Annotated in this window: 30 protein-coding genes and 3 pseudogenes; 22 read left to right on the top strand and 11 right to left on the bottom strand. The window is 69.6% G+C overall.

Going from position 1 to position 26,002, the window contains the following annotated elements; translation table 11 throughout:
- Positions 1-190 precede the first annotated feature (190 nt).
- Entirely contained in the window at positions 191-403 is a 213-nt protein-coding gene (locus ACFC1R_RS34815) for a hypothetical protein (RefSeq protein ID WP_375945631.1), read from the bottom strand.
- 385 nt (positions 404-788) lie between these two features.
- On the opposite strand from ACFC1R_RS34815, the gene ACFC1R_RS34810 reads away from it, so the two are divergent.
- Positions 789-1,406, top strand: a complete 618-nt coding sequence (locus ACFC1R_RS34810; protein WP_375945629.1) for a hypothetical protein — start codon at positions 789-791, stop codon at positions 1,404-1,406.
- 169 nt (positions 1,407-1,575) lie between these two features.
- Entirely contained in the window at positions 1,576-2,361 is a 786-nt protein-coding gene (locus ACFC1R_RS34805) for a hypothetical protein (protein WP_375945628.1), read from the top strand.
- Positions 2,362-2,582: 221 nt separating this feature from the next.
- Here the strand turns inward: ACFC1R_RS34805 and ACFC1R_RS34800 are convergent, their stop codons facing one another.
- Together ACFC1R_RS34800 and ACFC1R_RS34795 are read right to left on the bottom strand one after the other, a co-directional pair.
- On the bottom strand, positions 2,583-2,801 hold the full coding sequence (locus tag ACFC1R_RS34800; protein WP_375945626.1) for a hypothetical protein: 219 nt from the start codon (positions 2,799-2,801) through the stop codon (positions 2,583-2,585).
- A 255-nt stretch (positions 2,802-3,056) separates the two neighbouring features.
- On the bottom strand, positions 3,057-4,619 hold the full coding sequence (locus tag ACFC1R_RS34795; protein ID WP_375945624.1) for an RICIN domain-containing protein: 1,563 nt from the start codon (positions 4,617-4,619) through the stop codon (positions 3,057-3,059).
- A 277-nt stretch (positions 4,620-4,896) separates the two neighbouring features.
- On the opposite strand from ACFC1R_RS34795, the gene ACFC1R_RS34790 reads away from it, so the two are divergent.
- Positions 4,897-5,097, top strand: a complete 201-nt coding sequence (locus ACFC1R_RS34790) for a hypothetical protein (protein WP_375945622.1) — start codon at positions 4,897-4,899, stop codon at positions 5,095-5,097.
- A 305-nt stretch (positions 5,098-5,402) separates the two neighbouring features.
- Here the strand turns inward: ACFC1R_RS34790 and ACFC1R_RS34785 are convergent, their stop codons facing one another.
- A complete protein-coding gene (locus ACFC1R_RS34785) occupies positions 5,403-5,681 on the bottom strand; it encodes a hypothetical protein (protein ID WP_375945620.1) in 279 nt (92 codons plus the stop codon).
- A gap of 290 nt (positions 5,682-5,971) precedes the next feature.
- Here ACFC1R_RS34785 and ACFC1R_RS34780 point away from each other — a divergent pair, with 290 nt between their 5' ends.
- The 3 genes from ACFC1R_RS34780 to ACFC1R_RS34770 are packed head-to-tail and all read left to right on the top strand — an operon-like array spanning position 5,972 to position 7,378.
- Positions 5,972-6,151, top strand: a complete 180-nt coding sequence (locus ACFC1R_RS34780; protein ID WP_344641598.1) for a CopG family transcriptional regulator — start codon at positions 5,972-5,974, stop codon at positions 6,149-6,151.
- A gap of 1 nt (position 6,152) precedes the next feature.
- Positions 6,153-6,497 (top strand): VOC family protein, encoded by a 345-nt coding sequence (locus ACFC1R_RS34775; protein ID WP_344641599.1) that lies wholly within the window; start codon positions 6,153-6,155, stop codon positions 6,495-6,497.
- A 23-nt stretch (positions 6,498-6,520) separates the two neighbouring features.
- Complete coding sequence (locus tag ACFC1R_RS34770; RefSeq protein ID WP_375945617.1) at positions 6,521-7,378, top strand: class I SAM-dependent methyltransferase; 858 nt, start codon at positions 6,521-6,523, stop codon at positions 7,376-7,378.
- 436 nt (positions 7,379-7,814) lie between these two features.
- Here ACFC1R_RS34770 and ACFC1R_RS34765 read toward each other — a convergent pair whose 3' ends face one another.
- Positions 7,815-8,684, bottom strand: coding sequence for a LysR family transcriptional regulator (locus tag ACFC1R_RS34765; RefSeq protein ID WP_375945615.1), 870 nt, complete (start codon positions 8,682-8,684; stop codon positions 7,815-7,817).
- A gap of 71 nt (positions 8,685-8,755) precedes the next feature.
- On the opposite strand from ACFC1R_RS34765, the gene ACFC1R_RS34760 reads away from it, so the two are divergent.
- Entirely contained in the window at positions 8,756-9,172 is a 417-nt protein-coding gene (locus ACFC1R_RS34760) for an ester cyclase (RefSeq protein ID WP_375945613.1), read from the top strand.
- Complete coding sequence (locus tag ACFC1R_RS34755) at positions 9,162-9,920, top strand: SDR family NAD(P)-dependent oxidoreductase (RefSeq protein ID WP_375945611.1); 759 nt, start codon at positions 9,162-9,164, stop codon at positions 9,918-9,920. The genes ACFC1R_RS34760 and ACFC1R_RS34755 overlap by 11 nt, the downstream gene beginning before the upstream one ends.
- A gap of 686 nt (positions 9,921-10,606) precedes the next feature.
- Here ACFC1R_RS34755 and ACFC1R_RS34750 read toward each other — a convergent pair.
- Positions 10,607-11,794, bottom strand: coding sequence for an alpha/beta hydrolase family protein (locus tag ACFC1R_RS34750; RefSeq protein ID WP_375945609.1), 1,188 nt, complete (start codon positions 11,792-11,794; stop codon positions 10,607-10,609).
- 193 nt (positions 11,795-11,987) lie between these two features.
- Here ACFC1R_RS34750 and ACFC1R_RS34745 point away from each other — a divergent pair.
- From ACFC1R_RS34745 to ACFC1R_RS34705, 9 genes and pseudogenes are all read left to right on the top strand, one after another.
- Positions 11,988-12,092 (top strand): annotated as a pseudogene (locus ACFC1R_RS34745) (hypothetical protein); the annotation flags it as partial.
- Positions 12,093-12,153: 61 nt separating this feature from the next.
- Positions 12,154-12,585 carry a helicase associated domain-containing protein gene (locus tag ACFC1R_RS34740; RefSeq protein WP_375945635.1) on the top strand — a complete coding sequence of 144 codons (432 nt, stop codon included), beginning with the start codon at positions 12,154-12,156 and terminating at the stop codon, positions 12,583-12,585.
- 411 nt (positions 12,586-12,996) lie between these two features.
- On the top strand, positions 12,997-13,932 hold the full coding sequence (locus ACFC1R_RS34735) for a MerR family transcriptional regulator (protein ID WP_375945607.1): 936 nt from the start codon (positions 12,997-12,999) through the stop codon (positions 13,930-13,932).
- Positions 13,933-14,042: 110 nt separating this feature from the next.
- Positions 14,043-14,392: pseudogene (locus ACFC1R_RS34730) on the top strand (FtsW/RodA/SpoVE family cell cycle protein); the annotation flags it as partial.
- A 200-nt stretch (positions 14,393-14,592) separates the two neighbouring features.
- On the top strand, positions 14,593-15,828 hold the full coding sequence (locus ACFC1R_RS34725; RefSeq protein WP_375945605.1) for an MFS transporter: 1,236 nt from the start codon (positions 14,593-14,595) through the stop codon (positions 15,826-15,828).
- A gap of 504 nt (positions 15,829-16,332) precedes the next feature.
- Positions 16,333-17,178 carry a TetR/AcrR family transcriptional regulator gene (locus tag ACFC1R_RS34720; RefSeq protein WP_375945603.1) on the top strand — a complete coding sequence of 282 codons (846 nt, stop codon included), beginning with the start codon at positions 16,333-16,335 and terminating at the stop codon, positions 17,176-17,178.
- Positions 17,175-17,558, top strand: a pseudogene (locus ACFC1R_RS34715) (GNAT family N-acetyltransferase); the annotation flags it as partial. The gene ACFC1R_RS34720 and the pseudogene ACFC1R_RS34715, both read left to right, overlap by 4 nt.
- A gap of 102 nt (positions 17,559-17,660) precedes the next feature.
- Entirely contained in the window at positions 17,661-18,095 is a 435-nt protein-coding gene (locus ACFC1R_RS34710) for a DUF523 domain-containing protein (RefSeq protein WP_375945633.1), read from the top strand.
- 435 nt (positions 18,096-18,530) lie between these two features.
- Entirely contained in the window at positions 18,531-18,707 is a 177-nt protein-coding gene (locus tag ACFC1R_RS34705) for a TetR/AcrR family transcriptional regulator C-terminal domain-containing protein (RefSeq protein ID WP_375945601.1), read from the top strand.
- Positions 18,708-18,803: 96 nt separating this feature from the next.
- On the opposite strand, the gene ACFC1R_RS34700 is transcribed toward ACFC1R_RS34705, so the two are convergent.
- From ACFC1R_RS34700 to ACFC1R_RS34685, 4 genes are all read right to left on the bottom strand, one after another.
- Positions 18,804-18,950: a hypothetical protein gene (locus ACFC1R_RS34700; RefSeq protein WP_375945599.1), complete on the bottom strand. Its 147-nt coding sequence runs from the start codon at positions 18,948-18,950 to the stop codon at positions 18,804-18,806.
- A 59-nt stretch (positions 18,951-19,009) separates the two neighbouring features.
- Complete coding sequence (locus ACFC1R_RS34695; protein WP_375945597.1) at positions 19,010-19,357, bottom strand: hypothetical protein; 348 nt, start codon at positions 19,355-19,357, stop codon at positions 19,010-19,012.
- Positions 19,358-19,602: 245 nt separating this feature from the next.
- Positions 19,603-19,992 (bottom strand): hypothetical protein, encoded by a 390-nt coding sequence (locus ACFC1R_RS34690; RefSeq protein ID WP_375945596.1) that lies wholly within the window; start codon positions 19,990-19,992, stop codon positions 19,603-19,605.
- Positions 19,993-20,026: 34 nt separating this feature from the next.
- Positions 20,027-20,539: a hypothetical protein gene (locus tag ACFC1R_RS34685; protein WP_375945594.1), complete on the bottom strand. Its 513-nt coding sequence runs from the start codon at positions 20,537-20,539 to the stop codon at positions 20,027-20,029.
- A 420-nt stretch (positions 20,540-20,959) separates the two neighbouring features.
- On the opposite strand from ACFC1R_RS34685, the gene ACFC1R_RS34680 reads away from it, so the two are divergent.
- Positions 20,960-21,097 (top strand): hypothetical protein, encoded by a 138-nt coding sequence (locus tag ACFC1R_RS34680; protein ID WP_375945592.1) that lies wholly within the window; start codon positions 20,960-20,962, stop codon positions 21,095-21,097.
- 235 nt (positions 21,098-21,332) lie between these two features.
- Positions 21,333-21,752, top strand: a complete 420-nt coding sequence (locus ACFC1R_RS34675) for a hypothetical protein (RefSeq protein ID WP_375945590.1) — start codon at positions 21,333-21,335, stop codon at positions 21,750-21,752.
- Positions 21,753-21,942: 190 nt separating this feature from the next.
- Here the strand turns inward: ACFC1R_RS34675 and ACFC1R_RS34670 are convergent, their stop codons facing one another.
- Positions 21,943-22,914, bottom strand: coding sequence for a LuxR C-terminal-related transcriptional regulator (locus ACFC1R_RS34670; protein WP_375945588.1), 972 nt, complete (start codon positions 22,912-22,914; stop codon positions 21,943-21,945).
- 363 nt (positions 22,915-23,277) lie between these two features.
- Here ACFC1R_RS34670 and ACFC1R_RS34665 point away from each other — a divergent pair, with 363 nt between their 5' ends.
- From ACFC1R_RS34665 to ACFC1R_RS34655, 3 genes are all read left to right on the top strand, one after another.
- Entirely contained in the window at positions 23,278-23,598 is a 321-nt protein-coding gene (locus tag ACFC1R_RS34665) for a hypothetical protein (protein WP_375945586.1), read from the top strand.
- A gap of 8 nt (positions 23,599-23,606) precedes the next feature.
- On the top strand, positions 23,607-23,921 hold the full coding sequence (locus tag ACFC1R_RS34660) for a hypothetical protein (protein ID WP_375945584.1): 315 nt from the start codon (positions 23,607-23,609) through the stop codon (positions 23,919-23,921).
- Between the two features lie 270 nt (positions 23,922-24,191).
- On the top strand, positions 24,192-25,868 hold the full coding sequence (locus ACFC1R_RS34655; protein ID WP_375945582.1) for a CHAP domain-containing protein: 1,677 nt from the start codon (positions 24,192-24,194) through the stop codon (positions 25,866-25,868).
- Positions 25,869-26,002 lie beyond the last annotated feature (134 nt).

Here is a 26,002-nt window from a genome sequence, read left to right as displayed (position 1 = left end):
ATCCACGGTTTGTTGCTCACGCCATCACGAACGGACGAATCGTCACATCGGTCACGCCCCACCAGCAACGATCAGCAAGATCGTGTTACGAGTTCAAAGGCTCAATCTGCAGTCGGATGTGTGACAAGGCATCGAATATGTCCTCGCGGGAGCGCCCCACGGCGCGTGGCTGCGGGGCGCCTTGTGGGGTTTAGTCGACCGACTGCCCGTCGTACGTACCGCCCACGCAGGGGTTGCCCGGCAAGTCGATCCGGGGCGTTCCGCCGCCCTTCTCGCACTGAGAAGGGGTGACGGAGGTTGGGGAACCCTGTGTGGCGGCGGTGGCGGTGGCGGCGCCTGTGAGGCCGAGTCCGGCGAGGGTTGCCGTGGCGATGACGGCGGCGAGTATTCGTCGAATGCGCATTTGGTCTCCCTTTCACGGATTGCCTCGATTGGGGCACTAATCAGCTTGATCTTCATCCATGTGGGTGGCACGTCATGTTGCGCCATTCGGGTGACAGTGCCGTCGGGTGCGGGGGCGGTGACGCGACCCGTCGGACAGGCGACATGTAGGGCGTTTTGTCAAGCGGTGCAGGGGTGACCTGCCCCCGGCGTGGTGGGCTGGGGGCTGGCGGGGGTCCGGGGGGCGTGTCCTGGCGACGACGCTGGTCGAGGAGATCCACCTGTTCGGGCCCTACAGCCGCGGCGCACTCGAGGTCGGCGACATCGACGTCTGCGTCCAGCACACCACCGACGATCGCTGGCTGCGGCACTCCCTGCACGCCACCATCAGCGGCAAGGACGGCTACGTGCCGATGCGGCAGGCGCTGCGCGGCCGCCGACGCGGCGTCAGCTTCCAATTCCAGATGCGCAGCAGCCTCGAAGCAGAAGGCTTCGACCTGCTCGCCCTGTGGCGCCGCGGCGAACCAGTCGACCTCGCCCGCCAGCGCCTCGCCCAGATCCGCCCCGACCCCACCGCCGGCCGAGCACCGCGCGACCACGTCCTGCCCGCCTACGAGGCCATCGCCGACCTGCTGCCGCGGCCCGTCCGCATCGACCTGCACCGCCTGTGCACCGCCGACACTGCCACCGTCACCGCGTTCCCCCTGCCCGACGGCCGCCCCCGCTCACCCCAGGCTCTGCGCCACATCGAGCGGCGCCGGGTCGCAACCAGCCCGCTGCGCCGCGCCGCCCTGGCCGCCCTGGCCCATTTGGAGGGCGCCGGTCACGCGCCGGACCGCCTCGAACTCCACCTCGACCACCGGGCCACCGACGACACCGTCGACTGCTATGTGGACCTGCACTGGAACAACTGGACCAGCCTGGACCGCTACCTCGACGACGGCCGGGCATGGTTCGAGGTCCTGCCGGCCACGCCCCGGCAACCCCTCTACGCCCTGCACATCGCCCCCGCCTCCTCCCGGTAGCCGACTCCGCCCGTCGCTGCATGGGCCCCGCCGGTCGGTACGGCTCGGTGCGCTCGGGCAGGCCGAGCAGGACCGGCTCCCAGGACAGGTGGGCGCCGATGCCGAGTTCCATGATCCGAGTTCCATGATCTGGGGGTACCTGTCAGTGCTGCCGGGTAGTGTCCGCACCATGAGTCCCGCGCGTCGCCCGGCATCCGAACTCCCCGGCAACCCAGGGCTGTTGCGGCTGGTCTACAGTCATGAGCGGCCCTCCGTCCCCTGGTGCGGCTTCGAGGACACGCTCGAGCAGTGGGAAGTCTCGATCCGCGCCTACCACCTCGAAGAGGACGAGTGCGACGGAGGATGCACTGACACCCGCGAGGAACTCATCCGCAACGGAACCATCATCGGGCACCTCATCCTGTGGCGGCTGCGGATGCTCACCGGCGCCGACCCGTGGGAGGCCGCGGACGCCGAATCCGGCGACCTGGAGAGCATCGCCGCAGCCGTCTTCGAGGACGGCGACTACTGCGAGGCCTTCGAGGAAGCCATCGACGGCTTCGGAGACCTGCTCATCCTGGACCGCGTGTACTTGAGCAAGCCGTGGCGCGGCTTCGGACTGGGGCCGATCTTCGCCGCCGAAGCCATTCACCGCCTCTGCGGCGGATGCTGCGCGGTGGCCGCCGAACCGGGCGTGGCCGAGTACCCGGAGAACAGGGAACTGGTCACCGACGAGTTCCGCGCCACCGCCCGGAAGAAAATCGCAGCCTTGTGGGAGTCGATCGGCTTCCGCCCCTTCCGCCACGGTGTGCAGCTGCTGGACACCTCCCTCCAGAGGCCGCTGGACCTGCTCCACGAGCGCCGCGACGAACTGCAAGACCTCTGCAAGGCATACGAGAACCACCAGGCCCAGCTCCGGCCGGTCCCGGCCCCCGTCAGCCAGGACCCGACCAGCGCGCCACAGCTGTCCGGGTGACTGCTCGGTCCAGTGCTGGGACGGGCTTCCGAGTTCAGCTGCCCGGTGGGGTGCCACACGGTTCCGTGAGTTGGAACGGTAACGGAGCTGGAACTGCGGCATGCGGCCAGGGTCGACTCATGGCGGCTGCCCACGTCGAAGACGAAGCGGGACCGGCTGGCCGACCCCCGCAGGCCGCCTACGCAAGAAGCGGCGAGACGCAGTCGCAAGGGGGCGGTGCGTCAGCCGGCTGCGCTCTCCGAAGCGGCGGCCGGGCCGGCCAGGACCGCGGCGGCAACCTCGCGGATGACCGGGTCCCGGTCCTGGGCCCGTTCGGCGATCAGCTCGGCAGCCGCCGCGATGACCGGCACTGGCAGCGACGCCTCGGGCAGGTGAAGCATCTGGGCGGCGGCCCGCTCGCCCGCTGTGGTAGCCGGGGCGGTCGGGATCAGCCGCAACATCGCCTCCTACGGGCCATTGGCCTGCTGTCCGGCTTCGGCTGGACGTCGTGCAGCTCCCGGGTGGCCCGTGGTGCAGGTGACCGAGGCTGTCCAGCGCAGGGCACTGGCCTACCTGGAGGAGCTGAGCGGCGATCCCGCAGAAGAGAGCGAAGAGCCTGAAAAGCGGGGTCGCTGCCCTTGCGGCAACGGCCCCGCTCTTTGAAAAACAGCCTCGGCCAGGCGGGGGACGCGGTGGTTCAGGTGGTGTGGGGCAGACTACTTCGGGCAGTTGATGAGGCCCGAGCCGATGCCCGTGACCGCACCGAGGAGCATCCCGCCGGCCGCTGCCTCCGGACCGCCCAGGAGGCCCCTGAGAGCTCCGGTGGCGATGCCGGTGCCGATCTGCTTGGCCATGCACTTGTCGTGGGCGTCACTGCTCGCGGAAGCGGGCGAGGCGTTGAAGGACGCCGCCGTCATCATCTTGACCGTCTTCTCCGCGGTGGCCGGGGAGGCGGCAGTGGTGGTACCCAGGGAGTAGGTCGGGGGCGAGATGGTGCCGGTGACGGTGTCGCCGCTGACGCCTTCGATGGTCTGGATGACGGTGTTGCCGTTCACCGCAAGGTCAACCTTGTGGGTCGTGCCGTTGGTGTCCGTGACAGTGCCGGGCCGCACGGTGGCGATGGTGGCGCCGTCCGCGTCACTGACCTGGATGCCGCCCGGTACCGCGGCCAGCTTCGCCCCTGCTGGAAGGTCCACGGTCCCCACGGCGGTCTTCGCCAGGGCGGCAGGCTTGACGTCGGTGCTGCCGGTGCCACTGCCGGGCGCGTTCGCACTGGTGCGGGCGACGTACATCGTGGAGCCGGCAGCCGAGTTGATGACGGGTACGGTCACGGTCGCGTCGGCGGTCCACGGCTGGTTGTCGGTGTCGAAGGTCCACGTGCCGGTGACCTTCTTACCGACGGCCGCGAAGTCGACCCATCCGTAGTTCTTGGACGGGACATCGAGCGAGATGCCGTTCACGGTGGTCTCGTCGGACTGGTAGGTCTGCGTCGCGGTGAGCTGGCTGGTGATCATCGCCTGGACCGGGGCGGAGACGCCGACGGAGGAGGACAGGCCCGCGGAGTACGACTGTGCCCAGCCGGAGTGGTAGATCGTGGTGAAGATCTGCTTCACGGGGCCGCTGGTGTCGTTGTACCAGACCGACGAGGCGGGCTGGCTGGGCAGGACTTCGGGCTGCCCTTCGGACTTCTCGGTCCACGAACAGGTGGAGGTCTTCTTGGAACACAGGTCGCTGTAGTAGTCGAGCGCGAGACTCCTGGCCTCGGCCGCCTTCGCGGCGGGTATCGTCCATTCCTGACTTGCGCCGCCGTTGCAGATGTTGGGCTGGGCGAGGATGCCCCACAGGTGGAGGCCGCCCCGGTTGTCCATGCACCACTCGCTGCCGCTGCTGTCGTCGCGGCGGACGATACCGAAGGTGTTGGGCTTACCGTCAACGGGGCGGAAGTGCCACTCCTCGCCGCTCTTGCCGCAGGACTGCTGTATGGCGGGCTGTGAGGCGTAGATGCACTTCCCGGAGGAGGTACTGGCGATGTTGAACATGCCGGGGTCGCTGAGCTTGATCAGTCGCCAGTTCGTGTAGTTGGTGCCGTCGGGGGTGACGGAGATCTGGTTTCCGTCGTTGTTGCCCGTCGCGTTGAGGGTGCCGTACGGGCTGGTGAAGGTATAGGCGTCGGTCGTCGCGGCGCTTGCCGGGGTGGCGGCGAGGACGGGCGCAAAGAGGGCCAGGGCAACAGTTGGCGCGGTGAGGAGTTTCGCGGCCTTCTTCATGGTCCTATTCATGATCACTTCCTATGGTGGCGTGTGTGCTTCCTGGGGACAGGTCATCGCCTGGGCTGCAGTGGCCGGCTCCGACGAGCCGTAAGACGAGCCAGCGGCCCGGTACGACGGTCACCCCAGGGGGAGTGGCTCCTCGTTCTGTCGGGCCGGTCCTCGACGGGGCGCAGGGCCGGCTTGACGGCACCGATTGTGGTGTTGCCGGAGCTCGACCGACAGGACAGCGCACCGGTCATGTCTGACCGGCTGCCTGTAACGGCGTCCGGCGGCCCCACCTGACGGCGTGAGTCCAAGACAACCGGTCATACATGACCGGCCGCCAAGGCCCAATGACCCGCGGGACCGGGCGCGCTACGACCGGCGCCAGGCCGCCCGCGAGGGCGAGGAGGAGCCGTTCCGGCGTCGGCACTTGGTCTTCACCGCCCACCTGCCCGACGGCCTGGTGGTGGCCGTCGCTGCGACCGAGCAGGACAACCTCGGATAGGTGTCGGCGGTGCGGCTGCCGGTGGCTGACGCGGCCGACCCTCGCCTCCACCCGGCCGGCGCCATCCTCGACCGGGCCGCCACCCGGCCCGGCCCGGCGTCGCCAGGGCCGCCAGCAACCGCCCTGGACCCACCCGAACGCCGTCCCGGGTCCGCCGCCTGTCGGCGTACGGCCTCAGCTCCCCAGGTGCGTACAGACGAACGAACGTCCCCAGCTGCCAGGCCACCTCGGTGTCTCGCCGAGTGGTCGGCACCGGAAGTCCTTCGGGGGTTGACGGCGGAGGTGGCGCTGTGGCTGGCGTCTGGTCAGATGTCGGGGACGGCGAGGTGGAGCCGGCAGGCACGGTCGAGTGCGTCTGCGGCGGCTCCCATGGGGCGGCCGGTGGGCACCAGGGAGTCCTCGTAGCGATCGCTGCTGGCGTAGTAGGGGGCGAATCCCCATCCGCCGACGGCGCCGGTGTGGCGCAGGCGCATCAGCTCGCCCCGTTCGCAGTCGGCCAGTTCGGCCTCCACGCAGGCGAAGGCTCCGTGGTGGCGGACATGCAGCTGCTCCAGCTGCGGCCAGGCGGGTGCGGGCGTGCTCACCGCCTCCACCGTGCGCCGCCGGCGATCACCCGGGCCACCGGCCTGCCGCACGCCGTGCCTTGCCCGTTGCCGCCGCCCGCCGCGCGCATCCGCAGCCGACTCCCGGACGGCGTCGGCCAGTTGCCCGGCGACCTGCCGGAGGTTTCCCCGCTGCGGCACCTGCTCCTCGGGGTCTGGCGCGGTGGTAAGCACCGGGTTGACGCGGAGCACCAGCCGCCGCACCTCGGGATCGCGCCCGGTCTTGGCCGGGCTATCTTGCTAGCATGCTAGCAACGAGTTAGCCTGGTCTCGTGGGCGATGAGGAAGTCAAGCAGTTCAACGTGTACCTGCCGATCGGGCTGATCAAGCAGGTGAAGTACCGCGCCATCGAGTCGGGCATGTCGCTGTCGGCACTGGTCGCCGAGGCGCTGCGTGCCTACCTCGACGACGCCCATGGGCAAGAGAGCCAATCGACCGAGAAGGAGGCCTGACATGGCGACCGAGGGAATCGAGGCCCTGTTCCTGGAGACCCACAACTGGGGCAAGGCGGCACGTTTCTTCCAGGCGCTGGGCTACGACCTGGAGTTCGAGACGGGCCACAGCTCCGGCCAACTCCGCAACGGCGACGGTCCCTACGTCTTCATCGCGGAGGTCCCCGAGGACCGGGAGCCTCAGGTGCAGGTCGTGCTGAAGGTGCCGGACGCGGACGCGTTCCGTGCCGATCCGTCCGTCGAGGTGGTCACGCCGTTCGAGGACACCCACTTCGGGACCAGGTTGATGACGGTCCGCGACCCCGACGGGCGGCTGTGGAGCCTCCAGGCTCCGGTCAAGAACTGACTGCGACGGAGAAGGGGAACACCATGGCAGACGAAGCGACCGCGGCGCCGGACGGCACCGCGGTGCGGACCGCCCTCTGGCGGGCGATGCACGTCCAGGTCGACCGGCCGCCCCACGTGTTCGAGGACGAGATCGGCCTGGAGCTGGCGGCCCCCGACGGCGACTGGCGCCACCGGCCCGACATGGACCCGCACCTCACCAGCGGGTTCCGGGCGGCCATGGCAGCCCGCGCCCGGTTCATCGAGGACCTGGTCATCGAGCAGGCCGACCGCGGCGTCACCCAGTACGTCATCCTGGGAGCCGGGCTGGACACCTTCGCCCAACGCAGGCCGGAGACCGCCTCCCGCCTGCGGGTCTTCGAGGTCGACCAGCCCGGCCCGCAGGCGTGGAAGCGCCGTCGGTTGGTCGAACTGGGCTACGGCATCCCCGACTGGCTGCAGCTGGTGCCGGTCGACTTCGAGGCGAGCGAGGACTGGCTGAAGAAGCTGGTTGCCGTCGGCTTCGACCCCGGTCGGCCGACGTTCATCGCGTCCACCGGCGTCACCATGTACCTCACCGAGGACGCCACCGCGGCCACCCTGCGCCAGATCGCCGGGCTCGCCCCCGGCTCCACACTCGCGATGACCTTCCTCCTGCCGCCCGACCTGCTCGACGAGGCCGACCGCCCCGGCCTGCGGGCGAGCAGGGAAGGTGCGCGAGCGTCCGGAACGCCGTTCATCAGCTTCTACACCCCGGAGGAGATGCTGGCCCTCGCCCGCGAATCCGGTTTCGCGGACGCCCGACACGTGTCGGGGGCTTCGCACGCCGGGCGCTACTTCGCCGATCGCACCGACGGCCTTCGCCCGTCGACCGGAGAGGACATGCTGCTCGCCACCACCTGACCCTAGTCGACTCGTCGAATCGGGCAAGGACGGTCCAGCCAGTCGTCCGCCTCGGCGGCGGCCTGGGACCCGACGGCGATGCCGTCGGGTCCTTTCATCACGTGGCCTCACCGACCAAGCAGCAGAGTGCCGGGGAAGGGTCCTCGACACGCATCAAGAAGTGGCCACGTTCATCGGCTCTGTCGACAGTACTGTGACCTGCGACGACCAGATCAGTTGAGACGCCGAGTTACCGGGATTCTCAGTTGAGTTGGACCCGGAAGAGCGGATGGCGGGTACTGTCTCAACCGATCCGGTCTGGTACTCCTCGCTTCCGAGGAGCTCACTCCCAGCCGGAGAGAGGAGCGGGTAAGTCGACATCCTGGTCCTTGACCCAGGGTGTCACCCTGGGGCGTCCGGCAAGGTCGAGCCGCCACCGTAGGCACCTCTGACATGATCAACTGCTTAGGCAGTCACGGGTCGATGTGCAGAACGCGGCCACCAGTGGGCTGCGGTCCGCAGCCCGGGTTGCCAGGACGACGTGGCTCGGTTCGACGCCGTGCAGCGGGACGGCGGTGAGGTCGGGTCGGGTGCCGCCAGTGTGCAAGGCGGCCGGGATGATGGCCACGGCCTGCCCGGCGGCTATGCATTCGAGCTTGTCCTCGATGGTCTCGACCGGGGGGCCGTCGGGTGCGGGGCGGCCTCCCGGCCGCGGGTCGACGCGCCAGTACGCGTCCCACTCCGGATCCGGGAAGCGGGGGATCGGCTCGTCCTCGATGTCGTCGAGCGTAACCGACTCCCTACCTGCCAGCCGGTGCCCGACCGGCACGAGCAGCATCTTCGGCTCGTCGTAGAGGATCGTCACATGCAGGCCGTCAGTTTGCAGCGGGAGCCGGGTGATCGCCGCGTCGACCCGCCGGTCGAGCAGGGCCTCGCGCGGCTCGTTCCACTCCAGGTGCAGTGTGCGTACGTCGGCGTCGGGACGCTTGTGTCGCAAGTTCTGGACCGCCGGGGTGACGATCAGGCCCGCGGTGTAGCCGACGGTCATCCGGGTGGGCTGCGCGGCGGCCCGGGCGACACTCATGGCCTGCTCCGACGAACGCAACAACGCGCGTGCGTGGGGGAGGAACGCCTCTCCCGCTTCGGTGAGCCGCGTGCCTTGCCGCGTGCGGTCGAGAAGCCGCGCACCCACCCGGCTCTCGAGCTGGCTGATCTGCCGGCTCAGCGACGGCTGCGCGATGCGCAGCTCGGCCGCGGCGCGGCCGTAATGCAGGTGTGACGCGACGGTGGTGAAGTAACGCACCAGCCGAAGGTCGAGATCCGTCATGCCTCAATCGTATGACGTATTGCGGAACAGGTCTTTGATTACCCAGTGTGTGCGTCCCTAGCGTGAGATCCATGCCAACGAACAATGAGATCGCGGTCCGGCGCTTCTACGAGGCCCTCTCCACCGGTGAGACCGCGCTGGTCGACGAGGCCCTCGCCGCCGATTGGGAGGCAGTCCCGCCCTTGCGCACGGGAGGGGGACCGAAGGGATGGAAGGCGAGCATCGCTCACCTTCGCGGTGTTTTCAGCGACCTGACCATCGAGATGGAGGACATTGTCGCGAACGGGGACATGGTCGCGGTGCGGGCGGTCAACCGCGCGAGGCAGACCGGCGAGCTGCTCGGCGTCGAGGGCACCGGCCGGGAGGTCGAGTTCCGGGCGGCCGACTTCCACCGGGTGGTCGACGGCCGCATCGTGCGGACCTGGCACCTGGAGGACTACTTCGCGATCGCCGCCCAGATCGGACTGGAGTTCACTCGTGGAGCTTGACGGAAAGACGGCGGTGGTGACCGGGGCGGCTCGGGGCATCGGGTACGCGTACAGCCAGCGGCTTGCCGCGGACGGCGCGAACGTGGTCGCTGTCGACATCGACGACCCGGCGGACGCCGTGGCGGAGTTGACGGGCGGTGGCGACAAGCTGGGGCTGGTGTGCGACATCAGCGAGCCGTCGCAGGTCGACGCCGTAGTCGGCACGGTCCTCGAGCGTTACGGGCGCTGCGACATCCTCGTCAACAACGCCGGCATCTTTCCCTTCACCGACCTCGACCACGTGACGATCGAGCTGTGGCGCAAGGTGCAGGCGGTCAACGTCGAAGCGATCCTGCTCTTCGCCCAGGCGTTCGCGCCGGGGATGCGGGCCGCCGGGTGGGGGCGCATCGTCAACACCGGCTCGGGCATCACCATGACGCAGAACCGCGACCTCGCGTACATGACGAGCAAGGGCACCGTGCATGCGCTGACCCGGGCGCTTGCCAACGAGTTGGGCGACAGCGGCATCACGGTCAACGCGATCGCGCCCGGCCTGGTAGCGACTCAGGGCTTCCTGGGCCGCGTGAGGACGAACGGCCCGACCGCCGACGAGGTGTTCGCCCGCATGACGGCCATGCAGACCATCAAGCGCCGGTCGGTCCCGGCGGATCTCGGCAACGCCCTCAGCTTCCTGGTCTCGGACGACGCCGACTTCATCACTGGCCAGATCCTGCACGTCGACGGCGGCGTGACACGTACGGGGGCCTGACCATGCTCGACGTACTCGCCGACCGTTTCAGCACGTCGCCGCGCTCGCCTGTGCTGCACTCCCGGGCACGGGCCGGACTTCCTCAGCCGCTCGGGGCTGCCTTCCCGTCTGAAGCCCTGGCGGTCGATCAACGTGAGATCGGCTACGACCCCGCCCTCTACCCAGGCCACATCGAAGCCCGCCACCTCCAACAGGGCCTCATCGGAGCTGCATACGCCCTGTCCGTGGAACGACCATCACGGGTCCGATGAGACTTGCCCGACCAGATGAGACTCAATCCACCCCAAAAGGTGGAGATCGGGTACAGCCAGCCACACGCGCGGCGAATCGGCCGACTTCCACCTAAGACACATGAGATACCCCCAGGTCCAATGAGACCGGACAGTGTCCGTGTATGACGGACCAGATCATCTGAGACGCCGAGTGAATCGGACCAGATCAACTGAGATCGGGACCAGACCGCCCGAGACGGGACACGGTCCGCCGTCGCTGCTCCGCGCGCCCTGACTGTCCCTTGCCATTGAACTTTGACCGCTGTGATGCCCTTGGAATCCTGGCGTTGTCCCAGCGCGCCGGGATTCGAAGGTGCGGCGTAGCGGTCCGCGCCGACGCTGACCTGCGCCGACACGGACCTGTTCCGGGGTGACCCGGCCCGGTCGCCCCGGCGGGGAGTCGGCGCCGCGGTGTCAGGGCCGCTGTTGGAAGACGACCTCCGGGTCGGCCGGCGACGGGCCGTCGAGCAGTGGCTGCGGAACGCCCTTCAGCTGCTTGTCGAAGAAGGCCGCGACGTAGTCGCGGGTGAGCTGCTCGGCGCGCACCGCGGGGATCGAGCCGTCCACGCCGGGGATGCCTGCCTCGTCGGCGAGAACCGGCACGTCGGTGAAGTTGACGTGGTTGGACCCGGTGATGGTGAGCCAGCGCTTCCACCCGTCGAGGTTCGGCCAGTACTCGGCCCAGCTCGACTCGTCGCCGCCCACGGCGTGGTTCACCGGGTTGCCGAGCAACAGCACCGGCCGGCCGCCGAGACCGCCGGCCGGCACCGGCACGAAGAGCCTGCCGTCCAGATCGGCGCCGGCCCGCACCCGCTGGTCGGCCGCCATGGTCGGGACGACAGCGGCGCCGCCGAGCGAGTGTCCGGCCATGCCGATCCGCTTGCGGTCGATCAACTGCGCGTACTGCCAGGCCGGATGGCGGCCGGTCAGCTGGTCCAGCACGAACGAGGCATCCTCGGCCCGGCTCTGCTCGATCTTCGCGGATGCCGGACCGTTCGGGCCGCAGGTGGTGCAGCCGAGCGTCTGCCCGTCGGGGAAGGTCGTCCCGGAGTCCTCGTACGTGTGGTTGACGAGCGCGACGACGTAGCCGCGGCTGGCCAGGTCCACGGCGAGGCCGGTGAGCGTCTGGCGCGGCAGTTCGAAGCCGGGGGAGAGCACCACCAGCGGGTGCCTGCCGTGCTCCGGGCGGGCGTCGGTGGACGCGTAGGTACGGGTGTCGGCGAGCGTCTGCGCCGGGAACGTGCTGCCGATCCCCTCCATGTTCAGGAAGAGCCGGGCCTCCTCGCTGGTCATGTAGGGGGCGGGCCGGCCGGTGCCGGACCGGGCGGGGTAGTACATCGACACCATGAGCTGTCGCGGTCCCGCGCTCGGCACCCACGGGTCCGTCCGGTCCCGGTCGACCAGGTGCAGCGTGTTGACGCCGACCGCGTGCGGTCCGGTCGGGCGGGGGAGTTCCAGCTGAGTACCCTGCCCGGCCGGGGCCGATGCGGTGGCGGCGGGGGTCTGTCCGGCGGCGGCGAACGCCGTACCCGCTCCGACGATCGGCAGCGGCAGGACTAACGCGAGGGCGACGGCTACGGCGGTGCGACGGATGCGAGTCATGCCGACGACATTAGAAACCGACCACCCCACCCCACGTCGTCACAGCGGCGGAGCCGAACCCGAGCCGAACCCGGAACGCGACCCTGGGCGACCCCGGAGACGTCGGCGGACCGGGCCCCAGGGGCATGCGGCAACCGTGCAGCTCGGCAGCTCAGGGAAGGCGAGTGACGTGCTCGTCTGAGTTGAACTTCGCATGCACGCCGTCGCGGCGGTCTTCCACCTCCGGCACGGCCACCTCGACCCCACCGACAAGACCAAGCACGCCGAGCTGATCTCCTGGCTCACCCGCCAGCGCCACCTGGGCGGCCAGGGCCTGCTCGATGCCGCCCGGGTCAGCGAGCTGGATGCGCTCGGCATGAATCTGGTCGAAGAACGCCAACGCCTGGGAACGCGGCTACGCCTACGCCGCCGCGTTCCACCACCAGCACGGCCACCTCGCGATTCCGGCCGCCGCCAAGCTGGACGACTACGCGGTGGGCGCGTGGATGCGCCGCCAGCGCAAGGCCGACAACCTGACCAAGGACCAGGCGGCGAAGCTCGACGCGCTGGACGAGCCGTGGCGCCTGGAGCCGGACTGGAACCGCTCCTACCGCCGCCTGCTCGCCTACCTCGCCGCCGACGGAACCCTCGACGGCCCGGCGAACCGCACCGGCGGTGAGGCGGACCCGACCTTCCGCCCCGGCACGTGGCTGCGCAAGCAGGACAAGGCCCGCTCCGACGGCAAGCTGACCCAGCACCAGACCGCGCTCCTGGACGCTCTCCACCGGCACGCCGAGACCGTCACCGGCTGACCCGCCCAGGAGCCGCCACCCGTACCCCCGCGCACCGACGTCGGCGGCACCTTCGTCCAGGCCACCCGCGACCTGCCCGGGCTCGCCGAACCGGTTCGCCAAGTCCGCCGCCGAGGAGACGCCGAGGCGCAGTCCGTCCAGCAGTGGGCCGACCTGGATGGTGGTACGGGACTGTGCGGGCACCTCGGCGCCTTCCGCCGTAGGTTGTACCCAGCCTCCCCGGCGGCCCGTTGCCGCGGCAACGGGCCGGACCGGATCGGCGCGGGCCGGTGACCACCCTGGGACACGGCCGGCCCGCGCGTGCCGGTCTTGTCGCGTGAAGTCCTGCCAAGGGTTGTGGATCAGGGTGGTTTGCTGCTGGTAGGCGAACGGGTTTGAGTCTCCGGTAGGGGGAGACGCGAAGGTGGGGGCATGGACGGCGACACGCTCTTCTCGATCGGTGATCTGGCCCGGCGGACCGGGCTGACGGTCAAGACCATTCGGTTCTACTCCGATTGCGGGATCGTGCCGCCGACTGATCGAAGCCCGGCCGGCTACCGCCTGTACGACATCGACGCCGTGGCACGCCTGGACCTCGTGCGGACTCTGCGTGACCTGGGACTGGACCTTGCCACGATCCGCAAGGTCGTAGACCGGGAGGTCTCGCTTCCCGAGGTCGCCGCGGCGCACGCCGAAGCACTGGATGTGCAGATCCGCATCCTTCGGCAACGGCGCGCGGTGCTCACGGCGGTGGCCGAACGCGGGTCCACCCCCGAGGAAACGGAGCTCATGCACAGGCTGGCCAAGCTCTCCCACAGGGAACGCCGACGCATGATCGACGATTTTCTCGACACCGTTTTCGACGGCCTGCATGACCACCCCGCATTCGAGGCGGTCACGCGGTCGATGACCCCCGAGCTGCCCGACGATCCCGATGCCGAACAGGTCGCGGCGTGGGTAGAGCTGGCCGAACTGTTCCAGGACCCCGGCTTCCGTTTCAGCACTCAGGAAATGGCCCAGGAGATGGCAACCGACCGCGCCTTGGACGACACCACGGGCCTGCCCCTTGTCCTTGCCAACTGCCTCCGTAGGCAGGTCGTCCCGGCCCTGGAGGCCGGCATCGACCCGGCGTCGCCGCTGGCCGACCCGATGGTCGGGGCGGTCACGGCTCACTACGCGCGCATCCTCGGCCGATCCAACGACGGAGAGGTCCGCCAACGGCTGCTGGCCCGGCTGGAGAGGATGGACGACCCCCGCAAGGACCGGTACCTGCAACTGCTCGCGGTGATCAATGGCCGGCCCGTTCCGGTGAGTCTGGCCCCTGTGCTCGACTGGTCGCTCCAGGCCCTGCAACGGCTCGGACAGTGATCACGTTGCGGCGAATACGGACGATGGGCACGGGAATGGCGGGTAGCAGGGCAGGGGAAGCCCCCGGTCCTCCGGGAGCCGCCAGCCCGCCAACACCAGTAGCCGACTCCGCCGGACGTAGCGACTGGATCCTCACGACCGTCGGCGAGGAGCTGGGCAGCGCCGGGGTGATGGCGGTGCTGCTGCTCTACACCCTGCCGGCCCGGCGCGGCATGCGGACGGCGATCAGGCTCACCGACCCCTTCGGCAAGCTGCTGGCGGCCGGTCTGGGAGCGGCGCTGGTCCTGCAGGTGTTCGTCGTCGTCGGCGGCGTCATCGGGCTCGTTCCCGAGACCGGCAGGGCATTGCCGTTCCTGGCGAAGGGGGGATCGTCGATGCTGGCCAACTGGATATGGTCGCGTTGATGGTGAAACTGAGCGACGCAGCCGGTCGCGCCGACATCCGGCGAGGACAGCGGTGATCTCGACCACTCCCCACGCCATCCACAGCCTCCCTCACCAGCCGCGACAGCCGGTCCCCGGCACCTGCGGAGCTGTCGCCGTGTCCCGTCATGCCCGAACAGTGTCACTGGCAGGACGTCACCTGCCGTACGCCCGCGCCATCGAGTCCGTCTGTCGCATTCCGATGTCCGGAACCCGTCATCTATCGGAAGAACCCGCCATGACCGTGCAGACAGACACTGCGGACGAGCGCGCGCCCCGGCCGGTCCCGCCCCGGCGCCTGCTGTCCAACTACCGTGAACTGCTGGCCATCCCCGGTGTCAGCCGCATGGTGGTCGCCAGCCTGGCGTCGAAGCTCCCGCTCAGCATGATCGGACTGAGCCTGCTGCTCTTCATCGGACCGCGCCACTCCTACGCGACGGCGGGCCTGGCGGTCAGCTGCATGGCGATCGGCCAGGGCCTGTCCGCCCCGATCCGCGGCCGCCTGATGGACCGCCACTCCTCTCGGGTGATCACGGTCAGCTGTCTCGCGGCATATCTCGTGGTACTCGCAGCACTGGTCGCGGTGGCCCGATCCCGTGTGCCGGTTCCGCTGCTTCTGGTCTTGGCGACGCTCAGCGGAATCACCATGCCACCGGTGGGAATCACGATGCGGACGCTGTGGCGGTCGGTGGCCGGCGAACACCGGCTGGTCACCGCGATGGCACTCGACTCGGCGGTGAGCGACGTCTCGTTCATCACCGGTCCGGCGGTGGCCGCCTGGCTGTGCCTGAACGTCTCGGACATCATCCCGTTCGTCCTGTTCGGGCTACTGATGATCACCGCGGTCGTGCTGGTCCTCAGCCTTCCGCCGATCTCCCCGCCTGTTCGCCGACCCGGCGGCCGGCACTGGGCGGGCCCACTGCGCTCCTCGGCGCTATGTCGCCTGCTGATCGTCAACGCGGCGTTCAGCTCGATGATCACCGCGATCGACGTGGTCGTTCCCATCCTCAACGCGCAGCAGGGCACAGGCATGTACAACGGTCTCGACCTCGGAGCGCTCTCGGCCGGCAGCATCATCGGTAGCCTCGCCCTGGGGGCACTGCCCGGCCTCCTGGCTCACGCTCCCAAGATCGCGGTCCTGCTGGGCGTGTTCGCGACGGGTGCGGCCGTACTGGCCGCAGCCTCCCAACTGTCCCCGCTGGCGATGGCGTTGGCCTGTCCGGTCGCAGGCCTCGCCTACGGATCGACGTTCGGCGCACTGCTCACCGCAGGCGGGAACCTCGCGCCCGAGGGCTGCGCCACCGAGACCCAGGGCTGGCTGAGCAGTCTCATGCAGGGCGGCTCCGCGGTCGGCGCCTCCGCTGCCGCCTGGCTCGCCGCAGACACCAGCAGCCTGAAAGTGCTGTGCGCCATCCCGGTCCTCGCAGCACTGACCGCAGCCCTCTCCTGGAACATCCGACCCCGCCAGGACTGAACCGCGTTCCCCTCCAGGACCACGACGATCGCCAAACTCACTGAGCCGCGGCGACAGCCGGAGGACGCCATGTGGCGCGGCGGCCCTCCGGCCATTTCATGCTGCCGGCCCACCGCGGCCGCTACCGGCCCGACTCCTGCCCACTCAACGCCGCCCCCGGCACCTCCACGGCCCCGACGTCCGTCCGGCCTGTTTCGGCAGGCCAGGGGCCCCGATCAAGGGGGCGTGCCCGTGGCGACAACCCTCTTCTCCCGTCTTTCTGCTTTTGGTTTTGGTTTGTGGTTGTGGCGCTGTCGGTGGTCGGTTCGGGTTGTTCGCACCTGCGGTGGGCTTCTTCTTTCTCGGGTCCGGCTGGTGCCGGCTGCTCGCTGGTCGGGGGGCGGGGCCGGATCGGGGTGGGTGGAGAGGGCACGGCGCGCGGGCCAGGAAAGGGCTTGGCCGCTGTCGTCCCGGCCGGACATCCCTCAGAGGCAGCAGCCGGACCGCGGCCACCGGGAGACGTCCGTGAGCACCCGTCCAAGCCCAGCCCAGCCCGATGGAGACGACGACCACGACCAGGACGACGGGCAGCCGTTCCAGCCGGGCCGCACCACGTACCGGCGCGGCGCCGACAATCCCAACGGCTCGACCACGAGCTTGCGCGCCGACGTCCTCGCCGCCCTCGGCGTCCTCGGCGTCCTCAAGGTCGCCACCGCCGCATGGCGTAACATTCGTTGCGTAACATTCGTTCTGCAACGTCGGGGTGTACCTGTGCCCAAGCATGTCGACCACGCGCAACGCCGCTCGGAGATTTCGGCGGCCGTCTGGCTGGTGGTTTCGGACAGCGGCCTGGAGGGCTTGACGCTGCGGGCCGTCGCCGCCGCGGCCAACTGCACGACGGGCCTGGTCACCCACTACTTCCGCGACAAGAAGGCCCTGCTCGCACACGTCCGCTCGGACATGCACCGCCGCATGGCCGAGCGCATCGACGCGATGCCCACGCGGGACACCGCGCGCGAGACGCTATACGCCGTCGCCGAGCAGGCACTGCCCCTGGACGAGGAACGGCGACTGGAGGCCACAGTCTGGTCGCACTTCCAACTCGCCGCCCGTACCGACCGCGAACTCCTCCACGAACACACCGTCAGCCACGCCTCCTGGACACGCCGCCTCACCGAACTGGTCAGCGCAGCCCTCCCCACGCCCCTGAAACCGTCGAACCTGCAATCACGGGTTCTCGCGTTGGTCGCCTGCCTGGACGGCCTGGCCCTCAACGCCGTGACCGACCCCGACGCCTACCCGCCGGACCTCCAACGACGCGTCCTACGAACCCAGCTCGACCTCATCCTCGAAAGGCACCGCAGCCTGTGACCCCCCACGACCTGACCATCGGCGAAGCCGCACCCGACGACCCGAGAGTCCTGCAGCTGGTCCGCGACCTCGACGCCGACCTCGCCGTCCGCTACCCCGACGAGCCCTGCACCGGCGGTGCCCACCTCCACCCCGACATCCGCTTCCTGCTGGCACAGACCGACGGCCGACCCGTCGGCTGCTGCGCCGTCCAGCCGTTCCCCGACGGTGCGGCTGAGCTCAAGCGCATGTACGTCGCGCCCGATGCCCGCGGACGCGGCATTGCCGCCCGGTTGCTGGCCGAGGCCGAACGCACTGCTGCCGCTCTCGGACATCCGGAGATCCGCCTGGAGACCGCCGCTCACCAGCCTGAGGCCATCGCCCTCTACACTCGCGCCGGCTACATTCCCATCCCCAACTACCCGCCGTACCAGGACAAGCAGCTCAGCCGCTGCTACGCCAAGCCGCTCCCGCACCCAGCGGCCAGGCCGGCTGAGGAAACGATCCTGCTCAGCGCGTGCCTCAGCGGAAGGCCGTGTCGGTACGACGGCAGCGCCAAGGAATCCGCGTTCGCCACGGAGACTTCCATGGGCAACCGCGTGGTCCCTTTCTGCCCCGAGACGGCAGCAGGCATGGCCACCCCCCGGCGTCCGGCCGAAATCGTCGGCGGCGACGGAGGCGATGTCCTGGACGGCCACGCCCGAGTCGTCGACGACCAGGGCACCGATGTCACCGATGAGTTCGTCGACGGCGCCCACAGGGCTCTGGCGGCCGCTCGCCGCAATGGCTGCACCGGCGCCGTGTTGACGGCCCGCAGCCCTTCCTGCGGCTGCGGAGAGATCTACGACGGATCATTCGACGGAGTTCTGCGCCTTGGCGACGGTGTGACGGCCGCCCTGCTGCGTCGTCATGGAATCAATGTGCGCACCGCACTCTGAACGGGTCCGCAGAAGCCGTTGTCACGCCGGGGAGGATCCCCAGCCGTTGAAGACGGCCAGAAGGTCTACTGAGGTTTTCAGGGTGGGGTCGGTGGAGCGAGTGCCGTCCCTGACGGTCTGCACGAGAGTGCCACTGGTCGTTCGTCATTCCGTTGCCACCCTGTCGGGAGCAGGCCGACCGGGGGCATTCGAATTTGATTCGAACGGGAGCGCTTCAATTGAAGCGCTCCCGTTCGATTTCTGCTCGAATTCTGGGGTCTTTGTGGCTGCTCCCGAGTGGTGCTGGGCCCCGGGTCTCGCGGGGCGAATCTGCCAGTGGCCTGCCATCCGTGGTGCGGACGTCGGCGGTTCGCGGTCCGGAGTGTTGGACTCTGGGGCGAGCGCGTGGCGGGCTGCCTGCTCGATCATGCCGGACGGGAAGGTGGTGTGGGCCGCGTGTCCACAACTCAGGTCCCCGCCTTCGCGGCGATCACCACGGCGACCCGGTACCCCGTATTCACCAGGATCGCGAGCAGCTGCAAGGACGGTTACGACCTCGATCTGGACACGCTGTTCGAGTTCGGCCTCAGGCCGCTCCTCGACGGCATCGCCCTCATCATCGAGGCTGCGTGACGGCGATGAGGTGCCGATCCTGGCCTGCCGACTACCCCTCCGCCACCTTGCGCTGTCGCCGCCGACGTCCGGTGATCTGCGAGGTTAGGACTGGTGTCACGGCGTGTGGTCGCCGGGGGCATACCGGCTCCACGGAGCTCCGACCTCGGTAGCGGCGTAGGCGGTGGTGACCTCGGTGTAGCCGAGGGCCCTGGCGACGACCGGCGGTGGCGCGTGCTGGAGGTAGTGCCGAAGGGCTGTCACCCGGGTGGATCCGGGGGAGATACCTGCTGCCTGTAGGTGTTCGCGGAGAGCGCCGGGGCTCATCGGCTGCCCCGCCTGGCGGCCGGGGAACAGCCAGCCGGCGCTCCAAAGACTGGCATGACGAGTCGTCCGTCGTCCCGGAGATGAGCCCGGACGAGGTCGGCGACGGGCTCAGGCAGCAGGGACGGCGGGTCGCCGAAGGCGATGGTGAGGGTGGAGCCGTCGTCGGAGATGTGGTCCGTGGTGAGCCGGGCGAGCCGGGTGACGGGCTGGGCATAGAGCAGGACGAGGGCCGCCGCGATCCGGGTGCGGAGCGGTAGGCCGTCGTCCTGGAGGACGCGCCGCAGATCGGCCGCCCGTCCGGCGTGGTCGAGCGAGGCGTTCCTGCTGCCCACGGCCTGTGGCACATGCTTCAGTTTCGGCAGGCGGCCCCTGTCCGTGCACCAGCGCCGGGGTCGGTGCCGCACTGAGGATCTTCCGGGCGTTCGCGCGGCTCAGGCCGCCGCCCACGCAAAACGCTCGGCTGGGAAACCCCAGCCGAGCGCCTGCATAAACTGCTCGCGGCCTGATCAACCGACCACGTGTTGCAACGACCGCCAGAAACCGCCGGATGTCCGGGCCCCACCAACCTGCTTGAGGCGACCGAGTGCTGTCAGGGCGTGGTGATCGGGTACAGGACCCGTTCACGGTCCTGGGGGCAGCACCAGTAGGCGAACGCATCGAGCTGTCCGAGTGCCATCGGGTGCTGGTGCCCTGGGCAGGGCGGGAACGGCTCGCTGCCGAGGATCTCCTGTCCCACGTCGACTAGCGCGTTGGCCAGACGCCATGCGACCACGGGGCCCGGCTGCGCGGCATCGACCACGGTGCATGCCGGGTGGTGGTCGAGGTCAAGGCTCACCTCGACCACCACTGCCCCGGGATCGGGGTACAGGGGCACACCGAGATGGCCTGCGGCCGCTGCGGCCTGTCCGGCGACGTCGTAGGGGCTCACGCCCGTCACGGTCACCACGTGCTCGGTGAGCTCGGTCAGGGACCGGGCCACCGCCGCAGCGACGGTGCGTGCCCGGAAAGTTAGCTCATCGGTAGACGACAAAGGAACCGCCAACGTTGAGGTTGGCGGTCCCCGGATTGCCGCCAGCGTTCACACGGAACGTCATCGTGTCATACCAGTGGAGAAGATCCGCACTGTTGACACCGCCCTGAGTGCCGTGCAGGAAGTAGTCGACAGGCACGTTGTGCGGGGAGTTCTTCCCGAGGAACTGGCTGCCCTTGTACCAGGGGACACCCGTCTCCTGCATGTTGCTCACCGCGATGGCAACCACGGCGGGCGAGACGTTGTAGCCCCAGTTCACGTTGTTGTAGCCGCAGTTGTATCGGACGTTGAAGGTGCCGTTGCGATCGGTGAACGTCCGCTTCCCATCGGAGCACCTGACGACGGGGTACGTCGGACCGGGGTCCTGCCCCTCAGCCACGGCGGCCGGCTTCTCCAGCGACTGCTGCAAGACCGCATTGGTCTCCGCAGCCCGCGCTGGCGAGACCGGTGTATCGAAGGTGACGGTAAGTTCGGAGCTCTCCGCAACCACCGTCACTGAAGTCACGGTGGGCTGCACTGGGGCCGCGTGTGCGGCGACGGGGACGGCGGACATGAGGACCTGCGCCGATCAGGACGCCGAGGCGACGGTTAGTGTCCGTAGTGGGAGCAGCGAAGACCTTGATCATGATTCCCCCTCCTTCCATGGCGGCTTCCGCCGTCATGGAAGGACTTGTCAGAAGCCCGGGTCCTGCCAGGAGGCGGCACCCAGAGCACTGCGGATCGAAATCAGGTGCGAACACGAACCGCGTCGACCATGCATGGTGCACGGAGATGATGTCGGGCCAATTTTCTTACTGCGCCGCCAACTTGGCCGAAGAAGAGCACAGGCCCCGAGCCGGTCGTCGAGATCGCCACCCTTGACCGGACGTGCGTGGACCTTGAGTCCCGTGCAGCGGCCGGCGCGCACCACCCGCCGGTGTCCACGTACGAAAGGCGCGAGATCCTGCTGCGCCAAGCCGACGCCGCCGACCGGGTCCTGCACCAGCAGATCGCGTCGGGCGCCGCGGACCACAGCCGGCTCGTAGCCGTCCAGCCCGGGGGAGGTGCCCGTTGAGGCGGCCCGACGCGGCCGTTGTCACCAGTGCCGCCCGGCGGCACCTGGCGGTCGGGGATCCTCACGGTGTGGCGCAGGCCGCCGGGAAGCACCGCCTGGGTGGCCCATGTCCGCTGGGGCGAGGACGACCAGAGCGAGCAGCGGTGGGGCTGGTTCCTCTACGGCTCCGCCACGATCCAGCCCATCCCCCCCAGCCTGCGAACGCCCCGACCACGCCGGCCACCGCAGACACAGCGTGACCACCGCTCCCGCCGGGCCCTCCCTCGCCGAACTCCTCGAACAAACCTCACCCGCGACCCGGGCCCGCCAGACCGAAGCCGCCACCCTCCCCGTCCACCCGCTCCTCGCCCCACTGCTTCCGCACGGCGGCCTGGCCCGCGGCACCGTCACCGAGACCACCGACCTGCCGCTGCTCCTGGCCCTCGCGGTCGGGCCAGCCGACGCAACGCCCGCGACCTGGTCCGCGGCCATCGGCATGCCCGACCTCGGACTGGCCGCCGCGATCGGCCACGGCATCCCGATGCACTGCCTCCTCCTGGTCGCCGAGCCCGGCGAACACCTCCCCGAAGTCGTCGCGTCCCTCGCCCCGGTCTGCGACGTCCTCCTGGTCCGAAGCCGACAAGTTCGCGGATTCTCGTGCTGCACGAAGGCTTAACCCGATGGTCAGTTGTCGAGCTGTGGGGTAACGCCAACGGGTCCACGCTGACGTGGTGCGGAGGTGGCGGTCGTCGCCCAGCTGGGCCAGCAGCTCTCGGTCGGCGCGCGCGGTGAGTCTGACGTCGGAAGCCGCCCGGCCCGGGTGTCGCGTTGCCGGGCGAGCCGATCGCCGGTCACCTCGGGGCGGTTCAGAGCCAGCCGCGGTGGGCGGCCTTGATCCCGGCCTCGAAGCGGCTGCTGGCGCCCAGGCGTTCCATGATTGAGGACATGTGGCGTCCGACGGTTCGGGAGGAGATGCCAAGGCGCTGGCCGGCGGCGTCGTCGGTGAGTCCGGTGCCGAGCAGGCGCAGCAGTTCGCGTTCGGTGGCGGTGAGTCCGGTGCGGGGGTCCTCGGGGTGGGCGGCGCCGAGGGGGACGGCTGTGTTCCAGGCTTGTTCGAAGAGGTCGAGCAGGGCGGCCAGGAGGCCGGGCTCGGTCACGTACAGAGCGCCTTTGCGGTTGTCCGCGGGGTCGATCGGGACGAGTGCCTGGGCGCGGTCGACCACGACGATCCGCGGGGGGATCGAGGGGGCGGTGCGGACCTCGCCGCCGTGGCTGAGCAGCCAGTGCGCGTACGTGGCCACGTGGGGCTGGTTGCGGGTGGAGTCCTGGTAGAGCGTGCGCATCGTGATGCCGCGGGCGAACACCTCGGCGTCGGCGGGCCGGCTGGCGGCGAGGTCCTCGGGTCGCTGGTCGCCGGGCTGGCTGGCGAGGACCTCGGTGGTGGCGCTGTGGCCCATTTGTTCGAGGCGGGCGTGGATGGCGTCCAGGCCGAGGAGGCGCTCGCCGTGGGTCGTGCGGTGCTCGGCGCGGTCCGCGACCATGCGTGTGACGGCGGCCCGCGATGCCGCCAACTGTGCCTGACGGGAGGCGAGTTCGGCCTCCTGGGCGGAGAGCATGTTGGCCAGGCCGATGTCGGGACTCACCGCGCGCATCTGTCCGGGCCGCTCGGCGGACACCCGGACGAGAGCGAGCCGGCTCAGCTCGTCGAGGTGGTCGTGTACGTCTACGGGGCTCAGGCCGCAGTGGGCGGCGATCTCGTCCACGCCGTACGCGGGGTGGTCAAGCATCGCCTGGTACACCGCGGTTGCCCCGGCCGTCAGGCCAAGCACTTCGAGCATTTCATCCCCCGGATCACGGGCCGCCTTCTGGTCGAGCGGCCGGTCGCATCCAAACAGCTCTTCGACGTTCCATTCAAGATCCAATTCGGAATGTTCGGGGCGATATGCGGCATTTGGGCATGGATGGGTCGCGTGTCGCGCGCCACAGGAGAGGTGAGTGATGACATGTCCGCGACACGATGTCCGGATCCCGTCAGGCTGATTGGCGACATCCGGAATGCCTTCCGGTGGTCTCGTCGAGCGGCGAAGCTATTGATCGCCGCCAGGGAAACAGCCGGAAGCGGCAGCCGAACGGAGCGTCAACCGCGGGACGCCCGACCGGCCCAGCACACCTGTCCCACCAGTAGAAAAAGGACCTCCGTCGTGATCCGCACCCGTATCGCCCAGGCCGCCGCGGTCGCCGCCGTCTCTCTCACCGCTCTCCTGATCGCCCCCGCCGCCTCCTCGACCGCCATCGCCGGGACGGCGCCCGCCGCGTCCGCCGCGCCCGCCGCCACCTCTGACAGCCTCGGCTGGGGCGGCACCGTCACCGCCGCCTCCTCGACCGCCATCGCCGGGACGGCGCCCGCCACGCCCGCCGCCACCTCTGACAGCCTCGGCTGGGGCGGCACCGCCACCGCCGCTTCCACCGACAGCCTCGGCTGGGGAGGGGTCGTCCAGGCGAGCCTCGGCTGGGGCGGCTGAGCACGCGGATGGACATCGTCTACGCCAGCCTGAAACGCCGACACCCCGGTGCGGCGACGGAGTCGAACGAGGCGGCCGAGGCCGTGGACGCCCTGTGGGCGCACGCCGAACCCGCCGACGGACTCCAGCACGCCAGCGCACAGCCCACGTACGACCGGATCGACCTCCTCCTCTACCTCCTCAGCCGGGACCCGTCCGACCAGCCGGACGCCGTCGGCCGAGCCCACGGCCTGATCTCCCGCAGCCACCGGACCTCGCCCCTGCTCCGCCGGTGCTACCTGCCCCCGGAGCTGCCGGAAGCGGCGGACCGCACCGCCCGGTGACCACTGCCACGGCCACGTAGGCCTTTCGCCGCTCGAACACCTCCGCGCTCTCACCCGCCGCGCCGTACGGCCCGCGACGGTGCCCGCCGAACCTCGCACCCCACCCCTCCGGCCCGGGGCGACCGCTGCCCGCCGGATCCCGAGACCGACCGTTCCACTTGCCCGCCGGCACCTGAACTTCCCGCTGCCCGCCACCGGCCGGACGCATCCCGGCCAGGCATGCCCGCAGTGCGCCAACAGGCTTGTTCCGCTCACGATTTGGAGTTTTTGATGTCCCGCGTCCGTACCCGCCTCGCTTCCTCCGCGGCCGCCGTCACCCTGGCCGCCTCCGGCCTCAGCCTGCTGGCCGTCCCCGGTGCCCACGCGGCGTCGCTCGGCGACTCGATCGCCGCGACGGCCTCCGGGCAGCTCGGCAGCAACGCCTGCGGAAACGGCGGAGCCGGCTACTACGCCCCCGGCACCGACCAGAACTCCAGCTGCTCCGGCGGCTCCAGGACACACGCCTGGTGTGCGGACTTCGCCGGCTGGGTCTGGGCGCAGAACGGCGTCAAGAACCTCGGCATACTGAACGACCTCGCCAACAGCTTCCAGACCTACGCGGAGAAGTACGACGGCGGGCTGTCCGGCACCCCCCACGTGGGCGACGCCGTCTTCTTCCACCCGGGCTCCTTCAGTGGCACCGACTACGACCACGTGGCGATCGTCACCGCGGTCAACTCCGACGGCACCATCAGCTGGACCGGCGGCAACCAGGGCGGTTACCCGGGCAAGGTCAGCACCAATACCGCATCGGGCGGGGTCGGTACGGTCGTGTGGCGGAGCGGGGGCTACAACGTCAGCATCCGTGGCTACGCCAGCCCCGTCGGCGGGACCGTCACGCCTCCGCCCGTGACGAACCCGGTCACCCCGCAGGTGACGGACGTCGCGCCGGCCGCCGTCTACAACCCCGACAACGGCACCGCCGAGGCCTTCGCGATCGGCACCGACGGCGTGCTCTCCCACGCCTACAGCACCAACGGCGGCCAGTGGAGCGACTGGTACACGATCGACCCGTCGTTCCACTTCACCGGCAAGCCCACCGCCGTCTACAACCCCACCAACAAGACCACCGAGGTCTTCGCGATCGGCACCGACGGCGTGCTCTCCCACGCCTACAGCACCAACAGCGGCCAGTGGAGCGGCTGGACCACCATGGACCCCGGCTACCACTTCACCGGCTCGCCCTCCGCGGTCTACAACCCGTCGGTCAACGCGGTGGAGCTGTTCGCGATCGGCACAGACGGCAAGCTCAACCACAAGTACTACGCGGGCGGTGCCTGGTCGGCCTGGAACACCATGGGCAACTGGACCTTCATCGGCTCCCCCACCGCCGTCTACGAGCCCGACCTGAACACCGCCGAGGTGTTCGCCATCGGCCAGGACGGCGTGCTGTCCCACTCGTACAGCACCAGCGGAGCCGCGTGGAGCGACTTCTACACGCTGGACTCGAGCTACCACTTCACCGGCTCCCCGGCCGTCGTCTACAACCCGAGCAACAAGACGGCCGAGGTGTTCGCGATCGGCGCCGCCGACGGCGTCATGTCGCACGCCTACAGCACCAGCGGCGGCCAGTGGAGCGGCTGGACCACCCTCGACGCAGGCTACAAGTTCGCCGGTGTCCCGTCGGCGGTCTACAACTCCACCACCAAGGCCGTGGAGCTGTTCGGCACCGGTGCCGACGGCGTCGTCAACCACAAGTACTACCAGGGTGGCGCCTGGTCGAACTGGGAGCAGCTCGGGAGCTGGAAGTTCGCCGGCACGCCGGTGGCCCTCAACGAGCCGAACACCAACGCCGCCGAGGTCTTCGGCATCGGCCAGGACGGCGTGATCTCGCACTCCTACACCAGCAACGGCAGCCCCTTCAGCAGCTGGTACGCGCTGGGCACCTGGAAGTTCAACACTCACTGATCCCGGGTCATCTTCCCGCGGCGGGCGGACCCCACCGGGCCCGGGCCCCGCGGGCCCCCCCCCCGCGCCCACGCCATGGCCCAGGGCCATACGCTGAACACCACACCCACCCCCGACCGTGGCCCCCCGTTTGG

Source organism: Kitasatospora sp. NPDC056138 (genome assembly GCF_042264695.1).
Taxonomy (GTDB): domain Bacteria; phylum Actinomycetota; class Actinomycetes; order Streptomycetales; family Streptomycetaceae; genus Kitasatospora.
Note: the sequence above shows the minus strand (reverse complement) of the source record. Positions and strands in the feature narration are given on the sequence as shown.